Annotated in this window: 15 protein-coding genes and 3 pseudogenes; 8 read left to right on the top strand and 10 right to left on the bottom strand. The window is 69.2% G+C overall.

Annotated features, from left to right (window positions below; translation table 11 throughout):
• From VR45_RS26805 to VR45_RS50665, 3 genes and pseudogenes are all read left to right on the top strand, one after another.
• A pseudogene (locus VR45_RS26805) lies at nucleotides 1-428 on the top strand (IS5/IS1182 family transposase); the annotation flags it as partial.
• Nucleotides 429-1181: 753 nt separating this feature from the next.
• The gene (locus VR45_RS26800) at nucleotides 1182-1478 is read left to right on the top strand and encodes an NfeD family protein (protein WP_353612720.1); all 297 of its coding nucleotides are present in this window, start codon (nucleotides 1182-1184) and stop codon (nucleotides 1476-1478) included.
• Nucleotides 1479-1561: 83 nt separating this feature from the next.
• Nucleotides 1562-1873, top strand: a pseudogene (locus VR45_RS50665) (helix-turn-helix domain-containing protein); the annotation flags it as partial.
• A gap of 867 nt (nucleotides 1874-2740) precedes the next feature.
• On the opposite strand, the gene VR45_RS26790 reads toward VR45_RS50665, so the two are convergent.
• The 5 genes from VR45_RS26790 to VR45_RS26770 form a co-directional block, all read right to left on the bottom strand.
• A complete protein-coding gene (locus VR45_RS26790) occupies nucleotides 2741-2965 on the bottom strand; it encodes a response regulator (protein WP_078896857.1) in 225 nt (74 codons plus the stop codon).
• 66 nt (nucleotides 2966-3031) lie between these two features.
• Complete coding sequence (locus tag VR45_RS26785) at nucleotides 3032-3328, bottom strand: hypothetical protein (RefSeq protein ID WP_045942402.1); 297 nt, start codon at nucleotides 3326-3328, stop codon at nucleotides 3032-3034.
• Nucleotides 3329-3978: 650 nt separating this feature from the next.
• Complete coding sequence (locus tag VR45_RS26780) at nucleotides 3979-5385, bottom strand: hypothetical protein (protein ID WP_159394368.1); 1407 nt, start codon at nucleotides 5383-5385, stop codon at nucleotides 3979-3981.
• A gap of 637 nt (nucleotides 5386-6022) precedes the next feature.
• The gene (locus VR45_RS26775; RefSeq protein WP_052709403.1) at nucleotides 6023-6520 is read right to left on the bottom strand and encodes a CS1 type fimbrial major subunit; all 498 of its coding nucleotides are present in this window, start codon (nucleotides 6518-6520) and stop codon (nucleotides 6023-6025) included.
• A gap of 113 nt (nucleotides 6521-6633) precedes the next feature.
• The gene (locus VR45_RS26770) at nucleotides 6634-6954 is read right to left on the bottom strand and encodes a hypothetical protein (RefSeq protein WP_045942400.1); all 321 of its coding nucleotides are present in this window, start codon (nucleotides 6952-6954) and stop codon (nucleotides 6634-6636) included.
• A gap of 479 nt (nucleotides 6955-7433) precedes the next feature.
• Between VR45_RS26770 and VR45_RS26765 the strand changes: the two genes are divergently transcribed.
• Nucleotides 7434-7955 carry a TerD family protein gene (locus VR45_RS26765; protein WP_045942399.1) on the top strand — a complete coding sequence of 174 codons (522 nt, stop codon included), beginning with the start codon at nucleotides 7434-7436 and terminating at the stop codon, nucleotides 7953-7955.
• Between the two features lie 527 nt (nucleotides 7956-8482).
• A complete protein-coding gene (locus VR45_RS26755) occupies nucleotides 8483-8692 on the top strand; it encodes a hypothetical protein (RefSeq protein WP_045942397.1) in 210 nt (69 codons plus the stop codon).
• Between the two features lie 19 nt (nucleotides 8693-8711).
• Here the strand turns inward: VR45_RS26755 and VR45_RS26750 are convergent, their stop codons facing one another.
• The 4 genes from VR45_RS26750 to VR45_RS50660 form a co-directional block, all read right to left on the bottom strand.
• On the bottom strand, nucleotides 8712-9035 hold the full coding sequence (locus VR45_RS26750) for a hypothetical protein (RefSeq protein WP_045942396.1): 324 nt from the start codon (nucleotides 9033-9035) through the stop codon (nucleotides 8712-8714).
• A gap of 103 nt (nucleotides 9036-9138) precedes the next feature.
• Nucleotides 9139-9507: a hypothetical protein gene (locus VR45_RS47235; protein ID WP_159394367.1), complete on the bottom strand. Its 369-nt coding sequence runs from the start codon at nucleotides 9505-9507 to the stop codon at nucleotides 9139-9141.
• 305 nt (nucleotides 9508-9812) lie between these two features.
• Nucleotides 9813-10247: a DUF3237 domain-containing protein gene (locus tag VR45_RS26735; RefSeq protein ID WP_045942393.1), complete on the bottom strand. Its 435-nt coding sequence runs from the start codon at nucleotides 10245-10247 to the stop codon at nucleotides 9813-9815.
• On the bottom strand, nucleotides 10244-10867 hold the full coding sequence (locus VR45_RS50660) for an FAD-dependent monooxygenase (protein ID WP_353612719.1): 624 nt from the start codon (nucleotides 10865-10867) through the stop codon (nucleotides 10244-10246). The genes VR45_RS26735 and VR45_RS50660 overlap by 4 nt, the downstream gene beginning before the upstream one ends.
• Nucleotides 10868-11508: 641 nt before the next feature.
• Here VR45_RS50660 and VR45_RS26725 point away from each other — a divergent pair.
• A complete protein-coding gene (locus tag VR45_RS26725) occupies nucleotides 11509-12012 on the top strand; it encodes a MarR family transcriptional regulator (protein WP_234326193.1) in 504 nt (167 codons plus the stop codon).
• 500 nt (nucleotides 12013-12512) lie between these two features.
• Here VR45_RS26725 and VR45_RS26720 read toward each other — a convergent pair whose 3' ends face one another.
• Entirely contained in the window at nucleotides 12513-15698 is a 3186-nt protein-coding gene (locus tag VR45_RS26720) for a fibronectin type III domain-containing protein (RefSeq protein WP_159394366.1), read from the bottom strand.
• A 965-nt stretch (nucleotides 15699-16663) separates the two neighbouring features.
• Here VR45_RS26720 and VR45_RS26715 point away from each other — a divergent pair.
• Together VR45_RS26715 and VR45_RS26710 are read left to right on the top strand one after the other, a co-directional pair.
• On the top strand, nucleotides 16664-17146 hold the full coding sequence (locus tag VR45_RS26715; RefSeq protein ID WP_045942390.1) for a hypothetical protein: 483 nt from the start codon (nucleotides 16664-16666) through the stop codon (nucleotides 17144-17146).
• A pseudogene (locus VR45_RS26710) lies at nucleotides 17143-18602 on the top strand (hypothetical protein); the annotation flags it as partial. The gene VR45_RS26715 and the pseudogene VR45_RS26710, both read left to right, overlap by 4 nt.

Raw genomic sequence — 18602 nt, 5'->3', positions numbered from 1 at the left:
TCGAGCCGATGATCACGGCCTGGAAGAAGGACCGGGTGACGCGATCGGCAACCGGGGATCCGGGGTCCTGTGATCTGCGGGAGATCGTGAACGCGGTCTTCTGCCAGAACCGGACGGGCTGTCAGTGGCGCTACCTGCCCCATGACCTGCCGTCCTGGGCGGCGGTGTTCTACTACTTCGGCCTGTGGCGCCAGTACGGGCTCGACCAGCCGGTCCAGGAACTCCTGCGCTGCCAAGTACGGGAGAGGGTCCGCCGATTGGAGGACCCGTCCCTCGTGATCATCGACACCCAGTCCGTCCGTGCGGCCGCCGGTGTTCCGAAGACCACGACGGGACTGGACGCGAACAAGAAGGTGTCGGGCCATAAGCGGGGACTGGCCGTCGACGTCATGGGGCTGATCATCGGTGTCGTAGTCCCGGCCGCCTCCAGATTGCCTGAACGACGCCGCCCTGGGTCCGCACCTGGAAAAGCCACGGCTACTGGAAGGGAAAATACGTTCGATTATTATCAGCCGATCTAGCCAGCCACCGGATATTGGTCCGACAGGGCCCGGCGGCGCTTTGGTCTTGTTGCCACTGCGACAATGTCCTACATGCCCGGCATATTCATACTGCCGCTCCGATGCGCTTCTTTGCGCCGCACGGGAATCCAAGGCATCTCGGGACAAGGATGACCATAAGCAGCCGGGATACGCCAAACGTACGTCACAAGCTCTTGAGCGGCTGTGTGTATCGCGGTTCCCTTGGAGGCGTTCAGCCAGATGGCGACCACGGCCTGAGCACAGCGCCGAATTCAGAAACGTCGACAACGCCCCTGTGAGCATTAAAGGTGCGCAAGTCCGCCGTACTACAGCGGAGTTTTACAGAAATCTGCAGGTCAGCGGCTCGCGTCCAGTCGAAGCGCCGCTGTAGTACCTGGCGAGTGGCACGACCGCCCAAGAGTAGGCAAACTGCCATTTCCAGGTAGAACAGCAGAGTGACAGCGTCACTCACCAGTTTGCCGGATCAATCGACGACGATTGGCAGAAGACCGACACTCGCCAACGTCGTCGCGTCATGGGTCTGGGCACTATGCATGGAGACCCGCCACTTGACATCAACACCCAGTTGAAGGTGAGCAACGGCACCTCAGACCCGACGACCACCGATGGCAACCTCACTACCATCTACGAGGAGTGACCGTGGACAGTTGGAGCTGGTGGTTACTCACCACATTCGCAGCGGGCTCGGCCACCCTAGTGGTGGTCTGCTCGATTGCCTACCATCAGCTCACGAACGGTCCGCAGATCAAGATGGGCATCGAGGCGCTCACGGGTGTCAGCGCAGTGGTACAGGAACGGGTCGACCAGGAGGGTGGCCGGATCAAGATCAACGGTGAAATCTGGTCGGCCCGGGCATTTCACCCCAGCAGCGCGTACGAGCCGGGACAGCAGGTCGACGTAGTAGCGATCCAGGGCGCCACCGCCCTGGTCATCTAGTGCCGCATCAGGCAACCTTCGCCTCGGTGTGACATGTCGTCCGGCTACTGCGCCGGGCCGCTTCAAGCGGTCAGAATGATCACGTGGCTGAACGTGTGCAGGTCCGGGAAATCGATGAGGACGAGGGGCGACGGCTACTGCGGATTGTCCGCCGGGGCACCGGTTCGGTGGTGACCTGGCGGCGGGCCCAGATGGTGTTGCTCTCCGCCCAGCGCATGAACGTGGCGAAGATCGCCGAGGTGACGTTCACCAGCGTGGACCGCGTCCGGGACGTGATCCACAACTTCAACACGGACGGGTTCGACTCGCTCTACCCGAAGTACCGGGGCGGCCGGCCGAGGACCTTCGCGCTGCCCGAACGTCGCGAGATGAAGAAGATCGCCAAGTCCAAGCCGACCAGCGGCCTCATCCTGCGTCGTAACGCGGCCACCCACCTCGTCCAACGCGCCCGCGGCGGAAGCCTGCACGAAGCAGCCCAGTTCCTCGGCATCAAAGTCGGCGAGCACGGCGTCGGCTTCGGCACCAAGCTCGGCAAGTGGGCCCGCGCCCAGGACAACCTCCACGCCTTCGGCACCGCCCTGGACGCCATCGCCGCCGACCTCGAAGCCTCGCCCCGCACCGACTACCAGCACCGTCGCCGAAGCCTCACGAACTGGACACTGCCGCCCGCAACCTGGGACCGCACGCTCGCCCAGCTGCGGCGATGGCCCGGCAATCGGCTCATCACCGACGACCGGAAACGGCTCGCCGTCTCCGCCTACATCTGGGCCCGCGTCACCCAGGGCGAGTACTTCTTCTCCCCCTGTCCCTCCCACATCGCAGCCGACCCGGCCGCCAGCGATCTCTGGAAGTACCACCGCAGATTCACCTGCACCTGGCTCAGGCAAGCGGACGACCACCCGCACTACCGCGAGCTGAAGGTGCTACTCGACGATCATGGCGACCGACTCGCCAAAGCCATCGATGCCCAGCGCTGTCACCTGCACTGGTAGTTGGCCAAGGTGAACGTATCGCCAGAGGCCGGGAGCCGGCTTCCAGGGGCAGGTGGCCAGTTTGTTTGGGCCAGTCCTCCCCGAGTACGAGCGCAGCCGTCATCATCAGACTTCGCTCTACGCGCTGGGCTCCGTCGCCTTGTTGTGGATAGCCGCCTTGATCAAGCGCACTGGCACGGCCGGCCAGATCTTACCGACCGTGCCGGCTGGCCTGCCGGCCAGCCGACTGACGGTCCTGACAAGCTTCGCGGGGTCGTGGGGCTTGACGGCTCAGTCGGCCACGCCGGCCTTCTTGCCGCGCTCGACCTTCGCGCTGCCGCTCTCCACGGTCAGCATGACGACCGGCACGAACCTGTAGGCCGCCATCGTGCGGATCTCCTCCACCATCGCCAGGCCGTCCTCCTTGTTCGGCATGTTGATGTCGGAGACGATCAGGCTGATCGGCCCGGTCTCCTGCAGCTTCCTGATGCCGTCCACGCCGTCCTCAGGCTCCACGGCGTCGTAGCTGTCAGGGCCTGGTTGTCGTGGACGTTGGCCTCGGAGATTGCGAGCGACAACGGGTCAGCACCCTTCGGCAGTGAGCGTGATATCGGAGGGATAGACAAGCCCATCCTCATGGTCGACCCTGATTGCAGCATCCGTGAATTTCAGGGTATAAGTGCCGCCCCCCTGGCACTGGTATGCTTCCCAGCGTTCATCCTTCCCGGAATCCGGGTCATATGCGACGGCGAAGCGGTCCGTCTGCTGGATGACCTTGCCGTCTTTGCTTAGCGTGTATTCGCCCGAAATACTCGCACAGGCCCGATTCTTCCAATAGAAGAGAACCTTCGCCGAGCAGCGGAGCTCCACCAGCACCACGGGATGGCCGTCCCTGACGGTCAGGCAGGGTTCGAAGTGTGCCCATGCATTCTTCGTGGCGTTGTATCGGTCCCTCGCGGAGCAGCTGCTGGGCGGCTCGGCGGCGGATGCGAATGGCGGCGCGATGGCGCCGGCCAGAGCCAGGGCAGTCGTGACAGACGCTAGAGACAAAAGGCGCGAAAGTGGGCTTTTCATAGTATTCCCAAAGACGTGAGCCGCGGTGCAGCGCGCGGGGGCGGAAGTTGGCACAAAGGTAGCCTCGAACGGTTGCGCAGCTTCAGAAGTTCGTCACCTGTCACCCGCACGGAGTATCTCCAGTCGCCCTGGGATAGCCTTGGCAGACGGTTCGGCATTCCTGTCTTTTGTCCTCAATGTTCACAAAGTGGCCTCCAGCGATAGCCCTTGAGGCACCAGTCCTGCCCAACAGGTCGGCGAGTAACCGTCCTCGTGAACCGCCCAACCCGAATGGCTATCTCGCCCGTGATGCCGCTCCCATCGACTTTCGTCGCCACCGAAGCCAGATGGATCTGCAGCGGGGCGACCGGCGTACACGACGGCCGTCCAGCGGCCCGCTGTGCTGGGCCCCGGAACACCTTGGGGGTGACCGGGTACCAGGGCACGGCAGGCTGCGCCGGGTGGTGGTGTGGTGGTCAGGTGGTGCGGTAGGCGATGTGGAGGGTGTCGCCGCTGCCGCCGGCCAGCGCGGGGCCGGACATGGTCGTGGTGTTCGGGACGCTCTGGGTGAAGCCGCTCCAGGTGGTGCCGTTGAACTTGCCCACCCAGGTGTAGTCCTCCATACCGCGCTGCGCGACGTAGAGCGTGCCGCCGGCGACCGCGAGAGCGGGCTCGGAGCCGGTCGCACCGGTGATACGGGTCGTCGCTCCCCACTGCCCGTTGGCGGGCGAGAGGACCTTGACGTCGCCGGGCGCATCGGCGGGCGGCGGATTGCCGACCCACCTGAGCTGGAGACGGTAGCGGCCCTCGATGCCGCCGTCGAACACCCAGCCCGTCGAGCCGGATCCGCCGTCGGTCACCAGGTTCCGCAGCGCGGCCTGGTCGAAGACCAGGGTGCGTTCCTGCACCAGGTCGTCGGGGTTCTTGAACCATTCGATGAACTTGGCGATGAGATACGCGATCCCCGCCACGAGCGTCATGTAGTCGAGCATGTCGCCGTACTGGGGGATCACGATGCCGATGTTGGTCATGAGGTCGACGAAGGACATCAGCTCCTGGCTGATGATGACCAGCTTCTCCCGGAGCTGCTCCCGCCACCCGTCGCCGCCGTCGTCCTGCTCCCAGCAGGAGATGTTGCAGACCAGGGCGGTGTCGACGCGGCCGTGGTACAGCGTGGTGCCGAGCAACGGGGGGAAGTCGATCCATTCGTTCTTGTCGACGTTGTTGAACACCCAGGAGAGGCGCTCCTGCCGGTCGCCGAACATGCCGGCGGAGGACAGGCCCCAGTAGATCTCGTCGGAGGCTCCGCCGTCGTTGGACTCCTTCTCGCACAGGAACGAGTACAGGTCCACCTGGGCGATGAACGAGGCCAGCGCGCCCGGGTCCGCCGGTGGCGGCGCGGAGGACGTCACCACCGTGGCCCCGTAGCCGTAGGCGGCCTGACCGGCGTTGAACTCCTCACTGTCGAACGTGTCCCCCTCCCCAGGAAGGGGGCCGCTCAGGTCCACCATGCTCACGTTCGGCTGCGCGAGGGTCTCCTCCCGCAGCGCGGGCAGGTCCTTGAGGAGATCGGCGCTGGTGTATCCCTCGGCGACAGTGCGGCCGGTGAGCGTGCCGGGCAGGACCGAGGCCGTGACACCGGCCGCGTTCTCCTGGCGGAACAGACGCCCGAACGCGTGGACCTCCTCCTCGTCCAGCAGCAGCCGCAGCGGCCGCACCAGCGTCTCCTCCAGGCGCGACGCGGCGTGCAGCATCACCCCGTACAACAGGCCCGATCCCCGCGACGCGGGCGTGCGCTGGGCGGCGCGCGCCCCCAGCGGCTCGCCCCGCAACTGGCCCCGCAACCGCTCCAGCCGTTCCGCCTGCGTCGTTCCGAACTCCACCGACCGCACGAACAACCCCCAAAGGGCCCGACGATCACGGCCAGGCACAGCAGCCGGCCGCGGACCGATCATCCCGGCACCGCAACCGTGAGCGATAGATTGTTTACGGAAAGTTATCGGAAGCGTCGCGGCCCTCCCCCAACGCCTCCCGGAGGGCGGCCAGCCAGCCAGCGGGCAGGGCGATCGGGCGCGCACCCCGGGCCCCACTCGCGGCACCCGTCCGCACGCAAGGCGGACCGTGCTCCCGTCCGGGCACTGGGCCGTGAGCAAATCCGGGACCACAACGGGCCCTGGCGCATCCGCCGTGCGCGCGGACGCCGCCAGGTTGCGAGACCTGGCTCGATTCGACCACCGCCACCGCCGGTGCGCCCTCGGCGCCAGCCGACGCGTGCGGCCCGCCACCCGGCCCCCGGGATGCCGGCCGTGTTCGGGACGGCACTGGCTCATAGAAACCGCTCTGCATCAGCGGTGCAACGGAAAGATCGCGGAGAGCGGCAGCCGTGCCGCTGGGCGCGCGAGGAGTGAGCGCAGGAGTGCCGACCAGGTCGAACCCGACATCACGGTCCTGGACTACAAGATCGACGACGGGAGCCCCGGGAGCGGGGCCGTATGCGTCTGCTCGGCGGTTGCCCCTGACCTAGGACCTGTACATGCCTCCCTCGGGACTGATGGGCTGGGCGTAGAAGTTCTCGGTCGGGATGTGGGCGGAGACGATGATGCTGGCGTTTGCGAGGCGCTCGTCCGCTCGGGGCGTGACACCGGAGGGCGATTCAGGGGTTGACTCGAAGACAATCGCGACCACTGCGGTGTAGTCCCCTGCCTCGCAGCGGCCTGGCGAGGGGGCGGCGGCAATCACCAGCTCGGCCCGTGCCTCGGCGGCGTCTACGACCTGTTGAGGCGAGTCCGTCAGCGGCACGCCGTTGAAGGTTACGGTCAGCGGGATCGTCGTCCTCCCGTTGAAGAGGGACGCGGGCGCTTCGAGATGGGCACGAATACCCCCGGACTCCGCGCTCTTGACGCTGTAGAGAGCCCTGATCGGGGAAAGGCCGTTCGAGCTGACGTCGTAGCCCATCGTCTCCTCTCGGTCGCCGAAGTTCGGATCCTCGGGCCGGACGTACCACTGTGTCGTCGTCATGCGATGAGGGTAGCGGCGCACGCACACTCCGTACGCCGCCTGTGGTCGACCGAACTGCGGGGAGCGAGCAGCTACGTGGCCCAGCGGCCGGGCCCTGCCGGCGGCGCCTTGGCCTACACCGGTCCGGGTGTGGATCCGGGCGCGTCCTCGTCCAGGAGGTAGTCCAGGTTCGCCTCCGAAATGCGGAGCGCACGGTCTTGCTCCTGAACCCAGTACAAGAAGCCCTTCGGTGCCGAAAGCCGGTTCACGGAGGTCGACGGGGTCCGTACGATGGAGAGGCCGTCAGCCGTTTTGACGTAGTACGTGCCGCCGTCGCCGAACGGGTCCTGGTAGTTGCCGGGGCTCTGGGTGCGCAGCAGGGCCTCCCAGCCGGACTTGCCCATCGCCTGGATCGCAGGGCGGTCGTGGTAGGTGAGAGGTGTCGGGATTGCCATGGTGGCCCCTTAGCTTCGCTTCTGGTCTGGACATGATCACTCTAGGGATCCCACGCGGCGACTGAGGGCAATCGCTACTTTTTCGCCGCCACTCGGCCGGACGTCGACCCGCAGCAACCCATCGAGCCGCTGGCCTTCCTCGCCGGCCCCCTGCGGGAAACCGGCCAACTCGCACAAGCAACGGTGCGAGGTACAGGTCTACGACGGAATCGGGCAGGCCCTGCAACACCTGGGTCGCGCCAGCGAGGCCGCCAACTTCCACCGGGTCGCCGCCACCGTCGCCCCGCCAACACACCAGCGCTCAACTGGCCAACTAGACCGCTCACTGGCCAACTGAAGCGCTCAGTCACAGCAGCGTCTTCCCGGCAGACAGACCTGATTTCAGGTCAATAACATGTTAGTGCCCTATCGTTGACCGGCAACGAGTCGGTCCGCGATGGCATCATTTCGGGTCGGTACGACGACGGAGGGAGAGTCCAGTGAGCAGTCTCAACAAGGGTCTGGAACGGATCGAGGTAGACCTGTCGTGGGATCCGAGTCCCGCAGGTTCGGCGGGTCACGATCTGGATCTCGTCGCCGCGACGTACGCCACGGACGCCCCGTCCGGCGCCCCGGCCTACCTGGTCCACTTCGACAGCCGCGCTCCCGACGGCACGATCACACTCACCAGGGACAGCCGCGACGGCAAGGGCCTCGGCGTCGACGAGCGCCTGGTCCTGGAACTCGACCGCCTGGCGCACCGCTACCCCCGGGTGGTCGTGGGCGTCGCCATCCAGCAGAACGCCAGCCGGCTGACGTTCGGGGACATAGCGAACCCCGTGGCCAGGATCCGGAACGGGCGCGCCGAGTTGGCGGCAGTGGACTTCGCCGGCGTCGACGGGGCAACGGCCGCGAGGGTCGCGGAGTTCGTCCGGAACAGCTCGGGGGTCTGGGCGTTTCGGCCCGGCGCCCACGGTTTCGACGCCGATCCGGCGACTTTCGCGAGGATCATGGGCACCTGACAGGGCTTCACTAGGTGGCCCGTATCCGAACGACAGCCGGGGTGCCCGTGACGCCCCTGACTCCGCCCCCCCGGCAAGAGACCACGGGCGACCGGGCCGGCCGGTCAGGCGCTCACGCCTCCCCGCGCCGTGCTTTCCAGCGGTCCGGCAGCCCCTCCAGTTCCGTGATCTCGAAATCGAAGAACCCGGTGCTCCGGCGAGTCGCCCACCGACACACTCTCCGCCCCGAGGGTGGCCTCGCCCTCCTCGAGCACCCGGACCGGCGCACCAGGACCTCGTCCCGCCGGGTCGGCGACTCGAACCGGACGTCGTCGAGAACCCGGAGGCGGTCGCGACGGGAACCGGGCTCGCACCCCTTGGAGACCAGCATTCACTTCGTACACAAGTGTCCGTTATCGCGCATGGGCGGTCATTGGCGCTCATCGCGCGTGATCCCAAAGTGCTCCCCAAGCGGCCCCCAGGGCCCCGGTCACGGCGAGTGATCACCAATCTGGCGGGCATTCAACCAGCGCGGCGCGGCCGGCATCATGATCGCTGAAGGCATCCCCGTCGCCGTCGTCTCCAAGACGATGCACCACTCCACCCTTGCCATCACCATCAGCCTCTACGGCCACCTCCTCGAAGACTCCGCCGACGAAGCCGTCACAGCGCTCTGCACCGCCCTCGACCAGGCGGATTCCGAGGCGGTCCGTCGAGCCGACGCTGCGGGCGGCGGAGGCTTCCGACAGGCAGCGTGACTGAACCGGGCCCCTTGCGTCAGGCGCTCGTGCCGGGCTGCTGGTCGGCAGTCTCCGAGCCGCCGGGGGCAGGGTCCTCGGCCTCCTCCTCCGCGACGTCCGGCTCAAGGAGGTAGAGAAGGTCCTGTACTGCCCAGTCCGGAAGGGTGAGCGCGGCGGGGACCGGCAGCACGGCGTCGCGCCGGAGGGATTCCTCCTCCGCGACGGCCTCGGTGAGCCACGCGAACGTGTCGTCGGCCAGCAGATCGGGATGGGAGGCGGCGGTGTCCGCGAGCATCTCGGCGTCGGGGAAGGCGGCCCGGCGCGCCGGGCCGCGGTCTCGTACCAGCCGGATCCCCACCATTCGCCGACTGACTCGGTGCGGAAGCCGTGCAGGCCGAGCAGCCGCAGCACGGTGTCCGGTCCGAGGGTGTCGTCAGCCCACTGCCAGAGGTCCCGCTTCACGGTCACTCCCCCGCGGTGAGCCAGCGCAGGCGCCCGTCCTTGGGAGAGGTTCGGCAGGTGAGGGCCAGCCCCTTCGAGGAGGTGGCGGTGGCGCCGGCCTCGCGGCACTTGCGGTGGGGTTCGTTGCAACTCCCCTTCTTCTTGCCCGGTATCTCGGCGCAGTTCTCGGTGTCGTGAGCTTCCTTGCCCTCGGGGGAGAGGTTGTCGTAGTTGCTCCCGTCGTGCCGCCCCGGGGAATCGACGTCCGGGTCCGCAATCCCGGTGGGCGTCCAGGTCCCGCGGCTCCTGGTGGGTGATGCGGCGGCACCGGCCAGGGGCGCGGTCGGCGACGCCGTCCGAGACGGGGTCGACGGGTTGGAGGCCGTCGGCACGGGCGACACCGACTGGGCGGCGGACGAGGTGGGTGCGGATGATGAGGTCGACGCGGAGGACGGAGGCGGCGCGGCCGCAGGCGACGTACCAGCGCCACATGCCGCGGCCATGCAGAGGATCACACCCGTGGCGGCTAGGGCGCGTATCTGGTTGTGATCAATCTGCGGGTTTCGCCCTCGGGGCATCGCCACCCGGTTCGACAAGAAGCCCGAGAGCCACCTCGCCGGCCTCCACCTCCGCGCCTCGATGATCTGGATCAAGGACCTCACCAAGACCACTCCTTGATCACGACCAAATACGCTCCCTAGTCGAGGGTGTACGCCTCGTAGCGGACGGCGTCGGGCGTGCGGGCGGCCGAGGCGACGGCGAGGGTGTGGTTGAGCCACTGGTAGCGCTTGTCGCCGGTCTCGAAGCGGCAGAAGAGGCGGAAGTAGTACTCGGCCGGGTCCACCGCCTCGCCGGCGGCCAGTCTGCGCAGTACGTCGGGCGGACCGTGGCGGATGCCGTTGGTACTCAGGCAGAGGTGCGCTCCGTCGTGCGTGCGCAGTGTGGAGCGGGTGTCGATGGTGGCCGTGCCGTCGGGGTGCAGGACCTGCCAGTCCGCGCCGCCGGGAAGGTGCGGGCCGTTGAAGTTCCCGCCGATGATGTTGATCACCCGGCGGCGGCCCAGGTGCGAGTCGCCGAGGTCGAGTACCGGGTCCAGGTTCACCTCGAACGAGGCGAGGTGCTTCAGTTTCATCCCACGCTCCACGAGGCGCGCTCGTTCAGGAGGCCGGGGTCGAAGCCGGCGGTGCGCTTGTACGAGGCCGAGATCTCGGCGCGCTCGGTGAGCGGGACGACCGCCTCGATGTCGTCGAAGCCGCCGGGGGCCCGCTCGTGGGCGAGTTTCATGACGACCTCGGGTCCTTGGCGTCGGTTGGCGAGCTGAAGTGCGGTGGTGGCGGGTCTGCGGATCTCCTCGTAGGCGGCGGCGGAGCCGGTCGTGGCGAGTGAGTGGGCCAGCACCCGGGCGTCGATGATCGCCTGGGACGCCCCGTTGGAGCCGATGGGGTACATGGCGTGCGCGGCGTCGCCCAGCAGGACGACATCGTCCCTGGTCCAGTGCGGCAGGGGTTCGCGGTCCACCATCGGGTACTCGAATGCGGCCTCGGCTCCCCTGATGACGGCCGGCACGTCGAGCCAGTCGAACCGCCAGTCGGCGAAGTGGGCCGTGACCGTGGCCAGGTCGGCGGGGCGGTTCCAGTTGCCGCGCTCGGGTGGTTCGCCGTCCAGGGGGCGCTCGGCTATCCAGTTGATCAGGCGGCCGTCCCCGATCGGGTAGGCGACGAACTTCTGTGTGCCGTCTCCGGCCATGATCATGGATCGGCCGGTCAGGAAGGGCTCCGCGCAGGTCGTTCCCCGCCACAGGACGAGCCCGTTCCAGGGTGGTGCCCACTAGCCCGTTCCAGGGTGGTGCCCCTTCGTCGGGGAAGAGCGCGGCGCGGACGGCCGAGTGGATCCCGTCGGCGCCGACGAGCAGGTCGGAGTCGTGGCGCAGGCCGGCCATCCGGCTCCCGGTCCGGACTGCGTGCGCACCGAGGCGCTCGCGGACGGCGTCCAGCAGCAGCATCTGGAGCCGGCCCCGGTGCACCGAGTACTGCGGCCACCGGTACCCGGCGGCGAGCCCGCGCGGTTCGGACCAGATCGCCTGCCCGTAGCGGTTGAAGTAGGCCAGTTCGGCGGTGGGGACAGCGATCGTGGCCAGCCGGTCGGCCAGCCCGAGCTCGGTGAGCTCGCGCACCGCGTGCGGGAGGAGGTTGATCCCCACGCCGAGCGGGCGGATCTCCTCGGCCGCCTCGTGGATGACGACCTGGTCGAATCCGGCCGCGTGCAGGCTGAGTGCGGTGGCGAGCCCGCCGATGCCGGCTCCTGCGACGGTGATCTTCAAGGGACCCTCCCTACGGAGATTGTTATGGCCGTAACAATCTCCTACCGGGCCGCCATGCGCAAGACTCTGTCCCGTGGACCGACCAGATCTCAGATACGCCGCCTACGCCCGCGACCGACTCGCCGGCATGCCGTCACCCGCCGACCCGGAGGCCTTCGCGCTCGCCTACCATCTGCTGCACCTGTCCTACCTGGTCGTCGCCGACCTGGAGAGCCACATCCACCGCCCGCGCGGCTGGACGCTCCCCGGCTTCCGGCTGATGTTCAAGCTCTGGCTGCTGGGCCCCACCCAGCCCGCCAGGCTCGCCGAGATCTCGGCGATGTCCCGATCGGCAGTCACCAACGCCGTCAACACCCTCGAACGGGACGGCCTGGTCGAACGCCGGCCACTCCCCGACGACCGGCGCGCGATCGCCGTCGCCCTCACCGCGAAGGGCGAGACCGCCGTCCAGGAGACCTTCGCCGAACAGACCCGCCGCGAACAGCAGTGGTTCGCCGTCCTCGACGCCGAGGAACAGGCCACCCTCACCGACCTGCTCACCCGCGTCCTGGCCGCGCACCCCGAGGACGCCGACTAGGTTCGGCAGTCGATCACGTGCGGAGCCGGACGACGAGAGCCGCACCGACACCTCGGAGGCGGTGATCCGCCGGTCGATGAGCGTGGCCATGAGCCGCCGCCTCGCCGACGAGCACGCCGAACATCCCGGGCCGCTCCTCGGCCGACCAGCCCCGCGCGGCCGGTCTTGAGCATGTCCTCGCCGACGGTTCCGACGTCCCTCGCGCACCGCCCGGCGCGCTCTGCCGCGACGCCAGGCAGGGCAGCGACTGCTGGTCCCGGGATCGTCATCCGGTCCAGGAGAAGGGGAAGCCCAGGGGACGGCGTACACGGCGCGGCCGGGTCCACCGGCGGTGTGGCTGTACGGACGGGAGACTCCACCGACGTCGGGTGGACCGCCCTGATGCTGCGCGAGCCGTTCGCGTTCCTGGACCCGATGCGGCGGATCCGCTTCCGGGTGTCCGCCGGGCCCCCGAATGGCCCGGGGTCGGCGGACACCCGGCTCCGGGCCGCTCGGGACCGTCAGCCGCAGGTGACCTTGCCGGCGGTGTCGGCGGTGCAGAGCAGGGTCATCGTGCCGTTGTTGGGATCGCTGGGGTAGGGGCTGGCCGACAGGCGGGTCATGGTCAGCGGGTAGGCGGTGCCCGGGACGAGCCGGCCGACGGTGAACGAGATCAGCGGGGTGACCGCCTGGTGGCCGGAGGCGATGTCGACCATGTCACAGGTGAGAAGCCGCTGCGCCTGGTCCACGGTGCAGGCGGACGGGTTGGTGCGGCTGGTGAACGTCTCGGGGTAGCTGAGCTGGTAGCGGACGTTCGTGGCGTCGCTCGTGCCCGCGTTCACCATGTGGGGCGTCACGTGGAGGGTGCCGCCGTTCGCGGTTCCCTCGGCCCGGGCCACGAAGGGCAGGGGGTTGGTGGACGGGGCGGGGTGCGACAAGGCGGAGGCCGGTCCTTGCCCGCGGTCGTTGACCGCGGTGACCTGCACCCTGGCGTGGTCCGCCTCGATCTGCGCGACGCGGTCGGCGGGAACGGCCAGTGACGTCGCGCTGCCGGGCGCGGTTCCCAGGACCGTTTCGGCACCGGCCGGGTCGCTGGGATCGTGCAGCACGGTCACCACGTACTCCTGGATGGCGCTGCCGCCGGCGGCGGGCGCGGTCCAGGTGACGGTCGAGCCGTCCGGGCTGATCGCGGGGTGCTTGGGGGCACCCGGGAGGGTCGACCCGTGGTGGACTGCCGCCTGGGCGGTGGCCGGCGGGCAGGTGGGCGTGCCGGCGGTGGTGGCGGTGACCAGGTCGACGTAGTGGCTGGGGCGCGGGTGCGGCGGCGTGTAGAGGCCGCTGCGGTCGACGGTGCCCAGCGATCCGGGAGCCATGGACCAGGCGACCGCCTGGGCGGGGTCGCATCCGGCCGGCCAGTTCACGGTGTACTGGTGCGCCTGGGCCGCCGCGGTGAGGCTGTCGGACGACGGCGCGCTCCGCGCGCCCGGGGCGAGGGCCGCGGCGCTGGACAGGCTCGGTCCGGGGAAGGGCCCGGGGGCCTTGTACAGGTCGAAGGTCGTGTTGTACACGTCGCCGCCGGTGGAGAAGCTGGCGACCTTGATGTCGAGGACGAAGAACAGCGCGACCTTCAGCGGTGCTTTCACGGTCAGCCATGGATCGGCGGAGGTGTCCGCGGTCACCTCGATGGAGGGCGTGATCTCCAGCCTCGGGCCCACGAGGTTGTAGACGAGGATTTCGAGCGCCACGGGGAAGGCGAAGGTGACCTTGGCCGCCGCGTTCAGCGCGTAGTCGAACTTGGTGACGGGGTCCTTGGTCAGGTCGGTCTTGTGAACCGTCCCGGTGTTGTCACGGCTGATCCTGCCGCCCATCGTCCGCTCGTAGGAGGCGGAGAAGGAGAACTTGATCGATCCGTCGATCGAGGTCTCGGTGTACACCGTCAGCGAGGGGCACAGCTGGATCATGTACACCGTCAGGCAGGTCGCCGGTTTGATGTTCAGCAGCGGATCGCGCTTCGTCTCGTGCTTGTAGGCGATGCCCAGTTCGCCTTCTACCGACGCCTTCGCGGTCGCTGTCGCGCTGAAGTCGAAGGTCCCGGTGTAACCGCGGGGGTCGAAGGCGTAGTAGTTGGGATCGCGCTCGAAACCGGCGGTGGCCGACCAGTCGGTGCTCAGGCTCAGTGCCGCGGTGAGCTTCGCGGTGACCGTCGTGTTGTCGCCCAGCCTCTCCTTCATCTTGGGATCGCTGGTGAGCTTCTCGGCCAGGTCGAGGGTGAAGGTCTTGTTCGCCACCGTGCCGGAGCCCTGGGCCTGGGACGCGACCGAGGCCTGGATGTCGGGGTTGAGCATCTTGATCCGGAAGCCGTCGGGACCGGAGGCCAGCCGACTGCCGGTGGCCGTGAAGTCCAGGGACAGGAAGGCCTGCTCCAGCGCGGCCTGGCTGGTGGTGAGGGTCACCACGCCGCCGACGGCGCTGATCCTCTCCACCGTGCGCAGCAGGCCGTCGTGGAGCAGCGGGTTGCTGCTCTGCCCGACGACGATGACGTTCTTCACCTTCAGGCCGGTCACCTGCGCGGGCGGGTCGGTGAACACCACGGTGGTGCCGGTGACCTTGGTGACGGCCGCGGTCGAGGCCGCGGACAGCATCACCGTTCCGGCCGCCAGGACCGGGGCGGGGGCGGCCTTGACCACGGCGCTGGTGGCGCCGCGCGCGCCGTCCTGCTGGACGGCGGTGACCGTGATCGCGTACTCGACGCCCGGGGCCAGCGAGGTCAGGGTCGCCTGCTTCGTGGCGGCCTGCACGGCCGCCGTGACGGGCGGTTGGCCGGGGGCGGCGGCGTCGACGGCGTAGTTCGTGATGGTGTTGCCGCCGTCGTCCAGCGGCGCGTCCCAGGTCACCTTCAGCGCGGTCGGACCGGGCTGGCTGCCGTCCGCGCCGACGGGCGGCGGCGCCGCGGTAACGTCCTGCGGGGCGCCGACGGTGTAGGCGGGCCTGGCAATGACCGTTCCGTTGGCATCGGCACCGACGGTCTGGCTGTCGGAGACGCCGGCCGGCCCGGTCCCGGCCGCGTTGGTCGCGGTGACCGAGACGGAGTAGTACTTGCCGTTGACCAGCCCGGTGACGGCGGTGCTCTGCACATCGCCCGCCACGCCGGTGGTCACGCTCGCGCCCGGGCCGTTCGGGGTCGCGGTGACGGTGTAGCCGGTCACGGGCGAGCCGTTGGGGTGCGCGGGGTTCCAGGAGACGAGGAGCCCGCCGTCCCGGCCCAGGAGGGTGGCCAGAGTGGGGGCGAGCGGTGCCCTGGGCGTCTGCGGCCCGCCGACGAAGGCGGGCGACGCGCCGGAGACGACGCCGCCGGCGGTGGTCTCGGTCGCCTTGAACGCGTAGCTGACGTCGTTGGTCAGACCACCGATCTCGACCACCGGCGGGTTCGCCGGGTCCGGGTTCTGCACTGTGCCGGTGGCGACCGGCGCGCCGGTCGCGTTGCCGTCCGCGTCCAGCGCGTACGCGGACACGTCGACGCGGGCCACCGCTTCCTGGGCGGTGTCCCCGGGGGTGACGGTCACCTGCACCGTGCCGGTGGCGAACGGCTGTACGGAGTCGATCAGCGGCGCCTGCACCCCCTGGACCGCGACGCTCGCCCGCACGGGCGACGGAGCCGCCCCGGCCGCCCCCGCGGACCCCGCAGCCAGCCCCAGCACGATCGCCACGGCCACCACCGAGCGACCGGATAAGCGCCCGGCCCTGCTCTTCCTGCTGCACCACATGCTCATACCTCTCCGCCCACGGCACACACGGGTCCGCGGGGCGGGGCCCCGACGGGTCCCCGCCGGATGTTACCGACCGGGAAGCGGAACCAAACCATCCCCAACGCGCTGCAATTGCACCGGACTTGGCGTCCAACGAGAATCCGGCGATCGGCGTACGAAAAGCGCGTCAGTTCGGATCGCGCAGAAGGTGACGATGCCGGCGGAAGAAGCCGTTCGCCTTGAGATTCGCCCGACAGCCCTCCACGCCGCCGCCGTGTCGAACCCCGTGCTCACCGCGCGCCGCCCCGAGGCCGGCCCGGTCGAAGGCATCGCACACCAGCGCCCCACCCCTCGGCGGCGTCCTGCGCAACGACTGAACTCCTGCCCGGGCCCGGTCGGCCGCACCTGCGCCTGCGGCACCGGCGCCGCGCAGCCGAAGGTCTGCGTCGACGGGACAGGACAGTGTCGGCACCGGTGACTGCCACCGGACGTCGCCCGGACGTCTCCCGGCTCTGACCGGATCGCTCCACGGCCCGGACATTCCGTGCCCGAACCTGAAGGCCGGGCGGTTCGGACCGCGGTGGCGGGGCGGCGGTCGGCGGCGACCCGATGGTCCATGACGGCCGGCGCCTTCATGTCCGAACCGGTGAGGGCCGTCGAAGCCTCGGACAAAGCCCTCGCACTCGCCCGGCCCGGCCCCGTGGTGAAGCACGCCAGGAAGTGCGGCTGATCACAGCCGTACTCACCGAGCCGACCGAGCAGGACGTACTGGCTGCAGGAGCCGCCGACCGACGTCGACGGTCCGGCGGCACCGCTCTCCGGCGGAAGGTTCGCAGGATGCTGCACTCGACAACTTCCCCGATGGAATACTGATTTGAGGAAGCGAGGCCGCCGCTTCACCGTGGCGGCAACGGGAGGGGGAGACGATGCCCGACGTTCAGAGTGCGCTGGATGCGGAGTCGGTGGCACTGGTCGCGGCCAACTCGCTGGCCACCGCCATGGGAACCGGGATCTGGGAGATGATCCGGACGGGAATGGGGGCGATCTTCCAGCGTCGCGGGTACGACCAAGGTGCGATCGAAAGCCAACTGGACTTTGACGCGGGCCTGGTGACGGGCAATCAGGCAGACGCGATCCGTGGGGAGCTCGTCGGACCGTGGCGTCGGCGCCTGCAGGCGCTGGTGGACGCGGATCCGACGGTGGTGGCGGAGTTCGCGGCCCTGATCGCCCAGGTCGAGGCCCGGCTGCCGCGCGAGTCGGGGAACTGGGTCCAGAACATCAACGCGGAGGGCCACGCCGTGGTCAACACGGTGGTGGGCGGCAACCAGGTCAACAACTACATGGACTCGCGACACCGCGCCGACGGTTCTGCGGCCGACGACCCGGTCGAGGGCGAACTCCTCGGATGAGCGAGCGGTCTGCCGACGGGACGGTCTTCACCCAGAACGTCCTCGCGCGCACGGTCACGATCAACACCGTCCACGATGGCGACCAGTACAACTACATCTACCGCGGCAGCCCGCCCTACCGGGTGGAGCCGTACCCGCCGAACCCCGGGGGAACGCGGCCGGACGGCCTGGAGAAGCTCCCCAGCCGCCTGCTGACCGCACGTCACCGGGTCGTGCCCTTCTCCCCGCGCCCGGAGCTGGAGGCGCTGGAGCGCTGGCGGGACACCGACGCGCCCGGGCTGTCCGTGCAACTGCTGTACGCCGAGGGAGGACAGGGCAAGACGCGGCTGGCGGCCGAGCTCGCCGACCGCTCGGCCCGGGAAGGCTGGACCGTCGCCCAGGCCCGGCACCGCAGCGAGGTCGCCTCCGCGGGGGGTGGGGACGAGACGCTGGCGGTTCGGTCGCCCGGTCTGTTCATGGTCGTCGACTACGCGGAGCGCTGGCCGTCGGCGGACCTGATCACGCTGATCCGTCAGCACCGCGACGCGGCCCGCGACCGGTTGCGGATCCTCCTGCTCTCCCGCTCGGCGGGGGCGTGGTGGCAGGCCCTGGACCACCAGTTGGGCAAGCTCGACGTGATGGCCACCGACACGCTCCACCTGACCGCCCTCCCGGACGACCCCGCGACGCGCGCGGAGGCCTACACCTCGGCCCGGGACGCCTTCGGCGACGTTCTCGGCCTGGCCGATCCCGGGGCGGTGACCGTCCCGGAGGGGCTGGGCGTACCCCAGTACGGCCTGATGCTCACCACGCACATGAAGGCACTCGTCGACGTGGACGCGGCCGTACGGGGTGTCAGGCCTCCCTCCGGCCGGGGCCTGGCCGCGCTCTCCTCCTACCTCCTGGACCGGGAGCACGATCACTGGCGCTCGGCCCACGACGAGGGACGCGGTCCGGTTCCCACCGGTGAGGAGGTGATGCGCCGCGCGGTGTACGTCGCCACGCTGACCCCACCGCTGGCCGGTGCGGAGGCGTCCGCAGCGCTGGTGCGCACCGGGGCGGCCGAGCCGGCCGGGGCGGAGCAGGTGGTACTCGACCACGCGCGCTGCTACCCGCCCGGGACGACGGGCCGGCTCCTGGAGAGCCTCGCCCCCGACCGGCTGGCGGAGGACTTCCTGGCTCTGACGCTGCCCGGCTACGAGGAACGGCACCGGTACCACGCGACGGACGCGTGGGCGATCACGGCCCCGGCCATGTTGCTGCGGTACACCGAGGGCACCGAGCCTCCCGCGTCCGCCAGGTACTCGCTCACCGTGCTGATCGAGACGGCCCGCCGCTGGCCGCACGTCGTCGACCGCCATCTGATCCCGCTGCTGGCGACATGGCCCGGCCTGGCGCCGGCGGCCGGAGGCGCAGCCCTGGTCCGGCTCTGCGACCTGGGCGGCCTGCCAGACGAGCTGCTGGAGATGATCGTGCG

The sequence above is a fragment of the Streptomyces sp. NRRL S-495 genome (assembly GCF_000966955.1).
Classification (GTDB): Bacteria; Actinomycetota; Actinomycetes; order Streptomycetales; family Streptomycetaceae; genus Kitasatospora; species Kitasatospora purpeofusca.
Note: the sequence above shows the minus strand (reverse complement) of the source record. Positions and strands in the feature narration are given on the sequence as shown.

What these genes read in the sequence shown, in the direction of transcription:
- VR45_RS26770 (WP_045942400.1), bottom strand. Translation starts at nt 6,954, where the DNA reads ATGGCAATCCCGACACCTCTCACCTACCACGACCGCCCTGCGATCCAG.
- VR45_RS26715 (WP_045942390.1), top strand. Translation starts at nt 16,664, where the DNA reads ATGCCCGACGTTCAGAGTGCGCTGGATGCGGAGTCGGTGGCACTGGTC.
- VR45_RS26775 (WP_052709403.1), bottom strand. Translation starts at nt 6,520, where the DNA reads ATGACGACGACACAGTGGTACGTCCGGCCCGAGGATCCGAACTTCGGC.
- VR45_RS26735 (WP_045942393.1), bottom strand. Translation starts at nt 10,247, where the DNA reads ATGAAACTGAAGCACCTCGCCTCGTTCGAGGTGAACCTGGACCCGGTA.
- VR45_RS50660 (WP_353612719.1), bottom strand. Translation starts at nt 10,867, where the DNA reads ATGATCATGGCCGGAGACGGCACACAGAAGTTCGTCGCCTACCCGATC.
- VR45_RS26755 (WP_045942397.1), top strand. Translation starts at nt 8,483, where the DNA reads ATGATCGCTGAAGGCATCCCCGTCGCCGTCGTCTCCAAGACGATGCAC.
- VR45_RS26750 (WP_045942396.1), bottom strand. Translation starts at nt 9,035, where the DNA reads ATGGTGGGGATCCGGCTGGTACGAGACCGCGGCCCGGCGCGCCGGGCC.